Annotated in this window: 7 protein-coding genes; 6 read left to right on the top strand and 1 reads right to left on the bottom strand. The window is 61.2% G+C overall.

Annotated elements, in window-relative coordinates:
• Positions 1-2: 2 nt before the first annotated feature.
• The 4 genes from otsB (at position 3) to Q8L89_03830 (ending at position 8,874) form a co-directional block, all read left to right on the top strand.
• Positions 3-767 (top strand): trehalose-phosphatase, encoded by a 765-nt coding sequence (gene otsB, locus Q8L89_03845; GenBank protein MDP1708180.1) that lies wholly within the window; start codon positions 3-5, stop codon positions 765-767.
• An 11-nt stretch (positions 768-778) separates the two neighbouring features.
• Positions 779-2,626 (top strand): malto-oligosyltrehalose trehalohydrolase, encoded by a 1,848-nt coding sequence (treZ, locus tag Q8L89_03840; GenBank protein ID MDP1708179.1) that lies wholly within the window; start codon positions 779-781, stop codon positions 2,624-2,626.
• Positions 2,627-7,765, top strand: a complete 5,139-nt coding sequence (locus tag Q8L89_03835; protein ID MDP1708178.1) for a malto-oligosyltrehalose synthase — start codon at positions 2,627-2,629, stop codon at positions 7,763-7,765. It abuts the gene before it with no gap.
• A gap of 263 nt (positions 7,766-8,028) precedes the next feature.
• The gene (locus tag Q8L89_03830) at positions 8,029-8,874 is read left to right on the top strand and encodes an alpha/beta hydrolase (GenBank protein ID MDP1708177.1); all 846 of its coding nucleotides are present in this window, start codon (positions 8,029-8,031) and stop codon (positions 8,872-8,874) included.
• Between the two features lie 196 nt (positions 8,875-9,070).
• On the opposite strand, the gene Q8L89_03825 is transcribed toward Q8L89_03830, so the two are convergent.
• Positions 9,071-9,658 carry a hypothetical protein gene (locus tag Q8L89_03825; protein MDP1708176.1) on the bottom strand — a complete coding sequence of 196 codons (588 nt, stop codon included), beginning with the start codon at positions 9,656-9,658 and terminating at the stop codon, positions 9,071-9,073.
• 554 nt (positions 9,659-10,212) lie between these two features.
• Here Q8L89_03825 and Q8L89_03820 point away from each other — a divergent pair.
• On the top strand, positions 10,213-11,094 hold the full coding sequence (locus tag Q8L89_03820; GenBank protein MDP1708175.1) for a phosphoribulokinase: 882 nt from the start codon (positions 10,213-10,215) through the stop codon (positions 11,092-11,094).
• Positions 11,095-11,368: 274 nt separating this feature from the next.
• Complete coding sequence (locus Q8L89_03815; GenBank protein ID MDP1708174.1) at positions 11,369-12,487, top strand: acetate/propionate family kinase; 1,119 nt, start codon at positions 11,369-11,371, stop codon at positions 12,485-12,487.
• Positions 12,488-12,521: the final 34 nt, after the last annotated feature.

Below are 12,521 nucleotides of genomic sequence, written 5' to 3'. Positions count from 1 at the left end.
CCTTGGCGCAACATTTACCCGCCTTTGGTCTGAACTGGGCCTTTTTTCTCGATGTTGACGGCACCTTGCTCGACATCGTTCAGCATCCGGATGATGTGCAGTGCGGCCCGGGCTTGATCGACACGTTGGCAGCACTGCACTGTATTGCGCCAGTGGCACTGATCAGCGGCCGGCCGATTGCAATGCTTGATCGTCTGTTTGCGCCACTGCAACTGCCTGCCGCCGGACAACACGGCGCAGAATCGCGCCTGTCGAATGGACAGGTAAGCCGGCAGGATACACACGCGCAGGCGTTCACTGCCATCAGGCCCGCACTGGAGCAGTTTGCGCGCCAGCACACGGGTGTGCTGCTGGAGGACAAGGGTCTCACGCTCTCGCTGCACTACCGTATGGCGCCAGCGCTCGAGGGTGAAGCACAGGCATTAATGTCGCATCTGCTGCGGCAGCTTGGGGATGATTTTGTGCTCATGGCAGGCAACAAGGTGTTCGAGATACGGCCACGTGGCCGGGACAAGGGGCAGGCCATTGCCACATTCATGCAGACTGCCCCGTTCAGCGGGCATACGCCGGTATTTGTGGGTGATGATGTAACGGACGAAGACGGGTTCAGAATAGTCAATTGGATGGGGGGTTACGCGATCAAGGTAGGCGAGGGTGCCACATTGGCGCGTGGGCGACTGGAGGATGCCGGCGAGGTGCTGGACTGGCTGCGACACTATGTGCAGTGGCATGCCTTGCAAACAGGCGCCTGCCAGACTCCATCATAAGGGAATAGAGTATGGCGCAACAGCAGCAATCTGTGCAACGTGTGCATGCCATGCCCTTCGGGGCAGAGATGCTGGACGATGGCAGCATCAACTTCCGGCTGTGGGCCCCGGCGGCGCAGCGTGTCGAGGTCTGTCTGCAGGACGGCGCGGGTGAAAGGATACTCCCGCTGCAACTTCAAAAAGACGGCTGGTTTTCGCTCGCCACGCATGAGGCAACCGCGGGTGCGCACTATTGCTTTAGTGTGGACGGCGGGATGCGGGTGCCGGATCCTGCCTCGCGCTACCAGCCGCAGGATGTGCACGGGCCGAGTGAAGTGGTAGACCCGCGCGCGTGGCAGTGGGCAGATACAGGTTGGCAGGGCCGCCCCTGGGAAGAGGCCGTGTTTTATGAGCTGCACGTCGGCAGCTTTACGCCGCAGGGCAGTTTCGTGGGAGTTGCAGAGCGTCTCGATCATCTGGTCGATCTCGGTGTGACGGCCATAGAGCTGATGCCGGTGGCGGATTTTCCGGGTGTTCGCAACTGGGGCTACGATGGCGTGTTGCCGTATGCGCCTGATGCGAGTTATGGCCGCCCCGAAGAGCTCAAGGCGCTGGTGCAGGCGGCGCACGCCAAGGGTCTGATGGTGTTTCTGGATGTCGTGTATAACCACTTTGGGCCGGAAGGCAATTACTTGCATGCCTATGCGCCGCAGTTTTTCAGTCAGCAGCACCACACGCCCTGGGGCGCGGCCATCAACTTCGACGGCGTAGACTCTGGCCGGGTGCGAGATTTCTTCATTCACAATGCCCTCTACTGGCTGGAGGAATATCATCTGGATGGCTTGCGGCTCGACGCCGTGCACGCAATTCTGGACAATTCCAGTCCGGATTTTCTCACCGAACTGGCGCAGGCCGTGGCCCGAGGGCCGGGGGCCACGCGCCACGTGCATCTGGTGCTGGAGAATGACGACAACGCGGCGCGCTATCTGGAGCGTGACACTGTGCTCAAGCCACGCGCCTATGTGGCGCAGTGGAATGACGACATCCATCATGCACTGCATGTGCTGGCGAGCGGCGAGCAAGGGGGCTATTACGCGGATTACGCCGATGTCCCCGCGCGCCATCTCGGGCGCTGCCTGACCGAAGGCTTTGCCTATCAAAATGATCCATCGCCGTATCGGGACGGGGCGCTGCGCGGTGAACCGTCGCGCCATCTGCCGGTGACGGCCTTTGTGACATTTCTGCAGAATCACGACCAGATTGGCAATCGCGCGTTTGGCGAGCGACTGACGGCGCTGGCAACAGCGGAGGCCCTGCGCGCGGTGACGGCGGTAGTGTTGCTCGCGCCGTCACCGCCGTTGCTGTTCATGGGACAGGAGTGGGGCAGCCGCCAGCCGTTCCCATTCTTCTGTGACTTCGGCCCGGAGCTTGCGGAGGCCGTTACCGCAGGGCGCCGGCGCGAATTCGAACGCTTCCCCGAGTTCAGTGACCCGGCGGCGCGCGCACGCATTCCCGATCCGTGCGCTGTAGCCACTTTTGACAGTGCCTGCCTTGATTGGGCAGCGCAGGATGCAAGCGCACTGCAATTGCACCGTGCCCTGCTTGCGCTGCGCCAGTTGGAGATTGCCCCGCGACTGGCCGGATTGCGCGGTGGCACGGCAGGCTTCACGGTGCTTGGCGACCGCGCCTTGTGTGCGCATTGGCTGCTCGGCGAGGGCTCGCGACTGGTGCTGCTGGCCAATCTTGGGGCAGCGCCGGTTGAAAATGTGCCGGCGTCTGCGGGGCGTGTCCTGTACACAACGGACGCAGTGTGGATGCCGCCGCGCGCGTTGCCGCCGTGGTCGGTATGCTGGCATCTGGAGCCTGCTACAGGAGTATAGATGATGTCCCGTGTCAGTGACCTCGACCAGTTGTGTGCCCTGTGTGGCATTGAAACCGAATACCATGACGTATGGGGCAACCGGCATGAGGTTGCGCTGGCAACCCGGCGTGCGCTGCTGCAGGCGATGGGTGTTGCAGCCGGCAGCGACAAGGAGATAGCGCACGCGCTCGCGCTGCGCAGGCAGCGCTCATGGCAGCGTACGCTGGCGCCGGTGCAGGTCGTGCGCAACAGCACTGCGCCGGTCAAGCTGACGCTTACACTCGCAGGTGGCCAGGCAGAAGAGTTGCTGGAATGGACGCTGCGGCTGGAGGATGGGCGCCAGCATGCAGGCCGGGTGCGACCGGATGAACTCGACGTGCTGGAGCGCGCCACTATCGATGACGTGCTGTACCTGCGCTACGCGCTGCCGCTACCGCTCACACCGCCGCCGGGATACCACCGCTTCGAGTTGCGCCGCACCGGTCAGGTCACCGACCGGCTGAGCCTGATCATTGTGCCGGACCGGTGTTATAAGCCTCCGGTGTTGGCGGAAGGTGGGCGCGTCTGGGGCCCGGCTCTGCAACTTTATGCGCTGCGTTCGGAACGCAACTGGGGGATCGGCGACTTCTCCGATCTGCAACGGATAGCCGGGCAGCGCGCCCGCGAGGGCGTCAATGTCGTCGGCGTCAATCCGTTGCATGCGCTGTTCCCGCATAACCCTGAACATGCGAGTCCCTACAGCCCGTCCAGCAGACTGTACCTCAACGTGTTGTACCTCGATGTTGAAGCGGTGCCTGATTTTTCTGAATGCCAACCGGCACGCAAGGAGGTTGCCAACCCGGCATTTCAGGCGCGCCTGCAGGCGCTGCGTGAATCGGAGCTGGTGGACTACGCGGGGGTCTCGAAAACCAAGCTGCAACTACTGCGGCATCTCTATAAACATTTCTGCAAACACCACCTGCAACCACGCAGCGAGCGCGGCACTGCATTCCGGACATTTGTCGAGCAGGCGGGTGACACACTCTACCGCCACGCGTTGTTCGAGGCCTTGCAGGCGCACTTTCATGCCAGCGACGCAACCATTTGGGGTTGGCCGGTCTGGCCGCAGGAGTATCGTGATCCTGCATCCACAGCGGTGCAGAAATTTTCCCAGACTCAGCGCGAGCAAATCGAATTTTTCCAGTACCTGCAATGGCAGGCCGACCAACAGCTTGGCGCTGTAGGCCGTCGCGCAGAGCAGGCGCATTTAGGCATAGGCCTGTACGCGGACCTTGCCGTGAGCGTAGACCGCGGCGGGGCCGAGGCATGGGCCAATCAGAAGTTGTATGCGCTCGACGCCAGCATCGGCGCGCCGCCGGACGATTACAACCTGCATGGTCAGAACTGGGGCCTGCCGCCGTTTATACCCGAGGCGCTGGTGGAGGCAGGCTATACCCCCTTCATAGCGATGCTGCGCGCCAACATGCGCCATGCCGGTGCATTACGTATCGACCATGTCATGGGTTTGATGCGGCTGTTCTGGGTGCCGGGCAAGGGCACGCCGGATGAGGGTGCGTATGTGCACTACGCGTTTGAGGATCTGCTGGGTATTCTTGCGCTGGAGAGCCAGCGCAATCATTGCTTTGTCATCGGCGAAGACCTGGGCACCGTGCCGGAGGTGGTGCGCACGGCGCTCTTGCCCCTCGGCGTGTTGTCCTACCGCCTGTTTTATTTTGAGAAAGACGACCAGGCCGGATTCAGGCCGCCGTCCGGCTACACCGCGCAAGCGGTGGTGTCGGCGAGCACGCACGACCTGCCGACACTCGCGGGTTTCTGGCTGGGCGATGACCTGCACGAACGCGATGTGTTGCACCTGTTTCCGTCGGATGCAGTGCGTGACCAGCAGATGGTAGGGCGGGCCGAAGACCGTGCCCGTCTGCTGTATGCGCTCAAACGTGAAGGCCTGCTGCCGGCGGATATGAGCGTTGATCCGCAGACGGTGCCGGAAATGACACCGGCACTGGCACACGCCATCCATCACTATCTGGCGCGCACCGCGTCACAGGTGATGCTGGTGCAGCTCGAAGACATCATCGGCCAGCGGCATCAGGTCAACCTCCCCGGCACGACCGACCAACGGCCCAACTGGCGTTACAAACTCGCTCTCACGCTTGAGGAGATATGGGGCGATGCGCGCTGGCGCGCACTGGCCGTTACCTTGCGTGACACGCGCGGCCTTGTGCCGGGCGCTGCACCACCGGTGCCGTTGCGCACTGCCAGCATTCCGCGTGTCACCTACCGCTTGCAGTTCAATCGCGACTTTACCTTTTCCCAAGCGTGCGAACTGGTGCCATATCTGGCCCGCCTCGGCATCAGTCACGCCTATGCCTCGCCCTACCTCAAGGCGCGCGCCGGCAGCCAGCACGGTTATGACATCGTCGACCACGCCAGCATCAATCCCGAGATCGGCTCGACCGACGACTACGAAGACTTTGTGCAGGCGCTGCACAAGGCCGGCATGGCGCAGATTCTGGACATCGTGCCCAATCACATGGGCGTCGCCGGCAACGACAACCAGTGGTGGCTGGACGTGCTGGAGAACGGGCGGGCATCGGCCTACGCCGGCTATTTCGATATCGACTGGCGCCCCGAGAAAGACGCGCTGCGTGGCAAGGTGTTGCTGCCGGTGCTGGGCGATTATTACGGCAAGGTGCTGGAGAAGGGCGAGCTCAAGCTTGCGTTTGATGCCGAGGCTGGCAGCCTTGCGGTGCACTATTGCACGCACCTGTTTCCCATCGACCCCAAAAACTACGCGCAAATCCTGAGTCACGCGCTGGAGCGTTTGCAGCGGCAGATGGGCGAGGACAATCCGCAGCAACAGGAACTCCAGACCCTGATTACCGCCTTCCGCAATCTGCCACCGCACCATGTCAGCACTGAAGAACGTATCCGCGAGCGTAATCGCGATCAGGCCGTACACAAGCGTCATCTGGCCGAACTGGCGCGCGCGGCGCCGACTGTTCGCCAGTTTATCGAGGAAAATGTCGCCACCTTTAATGGCGGCGGCGAGACGGCTGACTTCAACCTGCTGCACGAGTTGCTGGAGCAGCAGGCCTACCGGCTGGCCTATTGGCGCGTGGCGAGCGACGAAATCAATTACCGGCGCTTCTTCGATGTCGACGAACTGGCCGGCCTGCGCATGGAAAATCCCGACGTGTTTGAGGCCACCCATCGGGTGATACTCGAGCTGGTGGCGCAAGGCAAGGTCGACGGCCTGCGCATCGACCATCCCGACGGCCTCTATGACCCGGCAGCGTACTTTGCGCAACTGCAACAACAGGCTGCCGTTTTGACGGCGCAACATAACGGTAGCGACACGCCCGCTGACAGCGCGCCGCTGTATATCGTGGCGGAAAAAATCCTGGCGCACTACGAGCGCCTGCCGGAGGAGTGGCCGATTCACGGCACCACCGGCTATGACTTTGCGGTGCTGGTCAACGGCCTCCAGATCTATGGCCCGTCCGAGCGCGAGTTTGATCGTATCTACCGGCGCTTCACCGGGCACGCGCAGAGCTTCGACGAGTTGCTCTACGAACGCAAGAAACTCATCATGGGTACCGCGCTTTCCAGCGAGTTGCATGTGCTCGCGAGCGAGCTCGACCGCATTTCTGAATCAGACTGGCACACCCGCGACTACACCCTGACCACGTTGCGCAATGCCCTGAGCGAAGTAGTGGCATGTTTCCCGGTCTACCGCACCTATGTCACCGGCGCGGGCGTCTCGGAGGAAGACCGGCGCTACGTGGAATGGGCGGTGGCGCAGGCCAAGAAACGCAGCCTGGCGGCCGACGTGAGCATTTACGATTTCATCCGTGACATCCTGCTGCTGCAGGCGCTGGAAGGCAAGTCGGGAGCCTATCGCCAGATGGCGGTCACCTTCGCCATGCGCTTCCAGCAATACACCAGCCCGGTCATGGCCAAGGGCATGGAAGATACCTTGTTCTACATCTATAACCGGCTGGTGTCGCTCAACGACGTGGGCGGCGATCCGCGCCGCTATTCGGTATCGGTGGCGGCCTTCCACAACGCCAATCAGGAGCGGCTCAAGCGCTGGCCGCATACCATGCTCGCCACCTCCACCCATGATGCCAAGCGCAGCGAAGATGTGCGCGCACGCATCAACGTGCTGTCGGAAGTGCCGGAACAGTGGTGGCAGAGGCTGGCACGCTGGAGTCGACTCAATCGCCATAAAAAACGCCGGCTGGACGAGCACTGGGTGCCTAGCCGCAATGACGAGTATCTGCTCTATCAGACCCTGGTGGGCGTCTGGCCGCTGGAGGTGCTGGATGACACAGGCCTCGCGGCATTGCGCGAACGCATCGAGGCCTACATGCTGAAGGCCATCAAAGAGGCCAAGGTGCACACCAGCTGGATCAATCCCAACACCGGCTATGAAGAAGCGATGCAGCACTTTGTGCGCGCGCTGCTGGGTTCGGTGGCCAGCCCGTTCGTCACCGACCTGTGGGCCTTCAAACAGCGCATTGCCCGCTTCGGCCTGTTCAACAGCCTGAGCCAGACATTGCTCAAGCTTACCGCGCCGGGCGTGCCGGATATTTATCAGGGTTCGGAGCTGTGGGATTTCAGCCTGGTCGATCCCGACAATCGCCGCCCCGTGGATTATGGCCTGCGCCAGCAGTGGCTGGCAGAGGTCGAAGACGCCATCCACTCAAACCCCGCCGCGCAGTTGCAAGCCATGCTGGATCACATGGAAGATGGACGCATAAAACTGTATCTGACGTGGAAGGCACTTGCCCTGCGTCACGCGTTGCCGCAACTATTCCAGTTGGGCAGCTACCAGCCACTGGCGGTTGAAGGCGCGCAGGCCGGGCATGTGTGCGCCTATGCGCGGCGTCACGAAAACGATGTCGTGGTGATCGTGACGACGCACTGGTTTGCGCGCCTGCTGGGTGACAGCGCACAGCACCCGGTGGCTGCGGTTTGGAGTGACACCTGGATTGAAACACCCGCGCAGACCGCAGGCGTTGATTACACCGACGTGTTGAGCGGAGAAATCATCCGCAGCGAACTGCACGAGGGACGCACGCTGTTTGCCGCCGAGCGCCTGCTGGCGCGTTTCCCGCTGGCGTTACTGCGGGCACGGCTTCAGCCTGAAAACTAATATGGGCAGCTGGTTCAGAAGTTTTCTGCTATCCGAGCAGTTTCAGGTCACCAGGCTGGGCGCGTATCTGCTGATGATTCCGAATGAGTCGTCAGCTACTAAGCAGGCGCTGCTGGAAAAATAGGGACAACACCCACCTGGGTGAAGGCTATGATGAGGGTTTGTTCTCAAGACGGTATCTGGCCCTGCGCACCTTGCTTAAGCCTGCCAAGGTGTAAAGCAGTCATTATGATATTCGTGAACTCGCCGAGGCCATCGTGCGCATGGTGTGGAACGTTGCAGGAATCCTGGCAGCCGTCTATGCGGCGCTGCTCATCGGCGTGTTCCTGTTTCAGTCGTGGCTGGTCTATTTCCCCGGCATAGGTCGCGAGTACGCCGCAACGCCGCAGGACGCTGGCCTCGACTATGAAGAGGTGCAGCTCGACACCGGCGACGGGGAAAGCCTGCATGCCTGGTTCATTCCGGCGCCGCAGTCGCGGGGAACCGTGCTGCTGTTCCACGGCAATGCTGGCAACATCTCCCACCGCCTGGAATACCTGCCCATGTTTCACCGGCTGGGCTATTCCAGCTTTATCTTCGACTACCGGGGCTACGGCAAGAGCAGCGGAAGCCCGAGCGAGCAGGGAACCTACCGGGACGCCGAAGCGGCTTGGCGTTACCTTACCGTAACCCGGAAAATCGAGCCCCGATGCATCGCGCTACTGGGCGAATCGCTCGGCGGCGCGGTGGCGGCGTGGCTCGCGGCACGCCAACAGCCCGGAGCGCTGGTGCTTGCCTCCGTATTTACCTCGGTGCCGGACATGGGGGCCGAAGTCTATCCGTTCCTGCCGGTGCGGCTGCTGTCACGCTTCAACTACAACACCCGCGCCTACCTCAAGAACGTGGAAGCCCCGGTATTCATCGCCCACAGCCGCGAGGACGACATCATTCCCTACCGCCATGGCCGGGCGCTGTTCGACGCGGCGCGCGAGCCCAAGATATTTTTGGAGATGCGCGGCGGCCACAACGACAGCTTCCTGTTCAGCCGGGAAGCCTGGGCCCGGGAATTGGGCGTCTTTCTTGACCGCCACATGAGAAACCCGGCAGTGCCTGCCCCGGCCGGAAACTGAACGGATACTGTTTCCGCTCTTGCAGATCCGGCGAACTGAGCATAATGAAGTCTTGCAGGGCATTGCATTGGCCTTGCCAGGGTGGAGTGTCATCTGCCGTGGCTGACAACCCATCGCTACCGTACGTGAAGCGATGGGCGAGGGTGAATGAAGGCCATGATTAAATACACTATTGCAAAACCGGAGCCTTTATTTCTCACCCCTGCGCGGATCGGGTGCCCGGGTGGATCGCCACCTCCAGATGACTCAGCTTGTGATAGAGCCGGCGCCGATTGCGAATCGGCCACCAGTCGTAGAGGAAGATCTGGATCGGCCGCCACATCGCCACCCAGCCGCTGATGAGCAGCCCCTCCTGGACGATGTCATGGAGCATGCCGTTGCCGACCGGGGCGATCAGCGCCCGCGCGCTGATACAGGCGAACAGGAACAGCAATCCGATGACGAGGCTTGCGCGGCCCTGGCGGAGCTTCTGGCGCAGCGCGCGGTCCGCCACCTCGGTCTGGTATTCGAAGAAATTGTGGATCGCCTGGCCGATGCTCTCGCTCGATTCCTGGGTCACCGCCTCGGGTGGCAGATGCAGGTGCAGCCGCAACGGCGTCTTCAGCGGAAACTCGCGCGCGGTGCCGACGATGTACTCCACCGCATCGTCGTCCAGGTCCTTCTCGTGAAACGGCGAGGGATCCAGCGAGTTAAACAACTGCATGACGCTGTGCAGCTTCAGCTCGATCAGGATGCTTTCGCCGTGCTTGCGGTAGCGGGACTCAAGGCCTTTGGTACGGGTCATGATCGTATCTGTTGACGAACCACGCTGGCTGGTGTCGGCCGGGGTGAGCCGCTCAGGCACGACAGTGCGTGACCGGCATAGAGCGCACGGATGAAAGGAGTCAGGTTCATTGCATGACTATGCATATAGATAGTTGCGGGATTACACAGCCCATGCAGTCATACAATGAACTTGATCCTTTACGCTTCGTTGAACCCGAAAAGCTGCCCTACATCAGTAAACGTTACCGTGTCTGACAACCCATCGCTACCGTACCGTGAGGTGTAAGGCGAGGTCATGCAATAATACACACATCATTGCGCTCATGCCTCGTCGCCACCCAGCTTACCGTACTGTAAGGTACTCCAAAGTGACGGGCAATCGTACCGTGGTCTGTGGTAAAAGGAGGGTGTGCCGTGGCCCGGTTGGATATTTAGCTCCATATGGCTGCATAAAGGCGCCAGACCGCTGAAACGGGTCTCGATAGCACGGACGTGGATGATGACAGGCCCGGTTCCCCGCAGGTACAATTGGGTGGTTTTCGCTTTCAATTTTCATACTTAGGGAGTTCCAGCATGTCCAAGAAGCATCCCGTGATTGCGGTGACGGGCTCGTCCGGCGCCGGCACCACGACCGTCAAGCGCGCGTTCGAGCACATCTTTCAGCGCGAAAAGATCAATGCCGCCGTGGTCGAGGGCGACAGCTTTCATAGCCTGTCGCGGGTCGAATTCAAGGAAGCGGTCAAAAAGGCCGAGGCCGAGGGCAATCGTCACTTCAGTCATTTCGGGCCCCAGGCCAACCATTTCGACAAGCTGGCCGAGCTGTTCCAGACCTACGGTAAAACCGGGGGTGGCAAGAAGCGCTATTACATCCACAGTGATGAGGAGGCGCGGCAGCATAATAAACGCCTCAATACCCAGCTGAATGTGGGCGAGTTCACCCCCTGGGAAGACGTGCCGGCGGGTTCCGACCTGCTGTTTTACGAAGGCCTGCACGGTCTGGCCAAGAGCGACGATGTGGATGTGTCGGAGCATGTCGATCTGGGCATAGGCGTGGTGCCCATCGTTAATCTGGAATGGATCCAGAAAATCCATCGCGATGGCGCCGAGCGCGGCTATCCTGCCGAGGTGATCGTGGATACCATTCTGCGCCGCATGCCGGATTACGTGAACTATATCACCCCGCAGTTCTCGCGCACCGACATCAACTTCCAGCGCGTTGCCACGGTGGATACCTCCAACCCCTTCATTTCGCGCGACATCCCGACGCCGGACGAAAGCTTCATCGTGATCCGCTTCCGCGACCCGAAGGGTGTGGATTTTCCCTACCTGCTGAACATGATTCCTAATTCCTTCATGTCGCGCCGCAACACCATCGTCGTCCCCGGTGGCAAGATGGGTTTTGCCATGGAGCTGATTCTGGCACCCATCATCCACGACATGATTTCCAGCAAATAGTAAATAGTAAGCAGATTCTGTCCGAGTGAAAAACGGAGTCTCGTACTCCGTTTTTTTTGCGCTTTTCTCCCGGTGGTTGCTGTAAGCCGCGCTTAATTCGGGTAACGGGGTCTACATTGCTGACCCACTCGAAATACGTCTGCACGCGCCCTGTGGGAGTCACGGAATTTGGGGTTGCAGAAGCGGTGCTTTGGGGAAACAATGATCTTAAGGCCGTGCGTGTTGATTTTCACAGCGCGCAAGGGCGCGAGCTGAGGCAGGAGTGTAGGTATAGATGAAGCTGCTGACCGTCAACACCGGAAGTTCCTCGATACGCCTCACGGTACTGATGCTGGAGGCAGGTGTGCCGCGCGTGGTGGCGTCGCACCATGCCACGCATGCGGGGGCCACTCAGGTCGAAGTGTTGCGCGAGTTTTTGCAGCACACCAGCCTGCATGCGATAGATGCGGTGGCGCACCGTGTCGTGCACGGCGGCACCCGGCTGGTGCGTCCGTGTCTGATCGATGCCGAAGTCGAAGCCGAGATCACGCGACTGGCGCCGTTGGCACCGTTGCATAACCCGCTCGCGCTGGGCTGGCTGGGCGCGTGCCGCGAGGTGCTGGGCGATATCATCCCGCAGGTGGCGGTGTTTGATACGGCGTTTTATGCCGCGCTACCCGATGTGGCGGCCACGTATGCATTGCCGCATGCGCTATGTGCCAGCCATGGGTTGCGGCGTTACGGGTTTCATGGACTCGCGCATCAGGCGATGTGGCGGCGCTGGTGTGCGTTGCGGCCGGAGCGAAAAGACGGCGAGCGCGTGATCTCGCTGCAACTGGGTGCGGGCTGCTCGGTGACCGCGTTGCGTGACGGCAGGCCAGTAGAAACCTCAATGGGGTTTTCACCGCTTGAAGGACTGGTGATGGCGACGCGCGCGGGCGATGTCGACCCCGGCCTGCTGCTGTTTCTCCAGCGTACCGAGAGTCTGACACCGGAGGCGCTGGAAAAAATGCTGAATGAGGACTCGGGCCTGCTCGGTATTTCCGGCATCAGCGCCGACATGCGCACCTTGCTGGCGTCACGCGAACCCGCGGCACGTCTGGCGGTCGATGTGTACTGTCATCGCGCGCGAAAATATCTGGGGGCGTATCTGGCCGTGCTGGGCGGTGCGGATGCGATTCTGTTTGGCGGCGGGGTGGGTGAGCATGCAGCCGAGGTGCGGGCTCGGATACTGGCGGGCATGGAGTGGGCCGGTATTGTAGTCGATGACGCGGCCAACAGCGTTGCCGTGGGTGCCGAGGCGCGTATCAGTACGCATGACAGTTCGGTGGCGCTGTGGGTGACGCCCGTGGATGAAGCCGTCATACTGGCAGAAGAGGCCGCCACCGTGCTGGCGGCAGACGGCAATGCGTGAGTCAGTGTCGCGCCGCGTAACTGAAGGGGTAGGC

This window comes from Gammaproteobacteria bacterium, from assembly GCA_030680605.1.
GTDB lineage: Bacteria > Pseudomonadota > Gammaproteobacteria > SURF-13 > SURF-13 > JAQBXX01.
This window is presented reverse-complemented; position numbering and strand designations above follow the sequence as displayed.

Coding starts and splice junctions, on each gene's coding strand:
- treZ (MDP1708179.1), top strand. CDS start 779: ATGGCGCAACAGCAGCAATCTGTGCAACGTGTGCATGCCATGCCCTTC.
- Q8L89_03835 (MDP1708178.1), top strand. CDS start 2,627: ATGATGTCCCGTGTCAGTGACCTCGACCAGTTGTGTGCCCTGTGTGGC.
- Q8L89_03830 (MDP1708177.1), top strand. CDS start 8,029: ATGGTGTGGAACGTTGCAGGAATCCTGGCAGCCGTCTATGCGGCGCTG.
- Q8L89_03825 (MDP1708176.1), bottom strand. CDS start 9,658: ATGACCCGTACCAAAGGCCTTGAGTCCCGCTACCGCAAGCACGGCGAA.
- Q8L89_03820 (MDP1708175.1), top strand. CDS start 10,213: ATGTCCAAGAAGCATCCCGTGATTGCGGTGACGGGCTCGTCCGGCGCC.
- Q8L89_03815 (MDP1708174.1), top strand. CDS start 11,369: ATGAAGCTGCTGACCGTCAACACCGGAAGTTCCTCGATACGCCTCACG.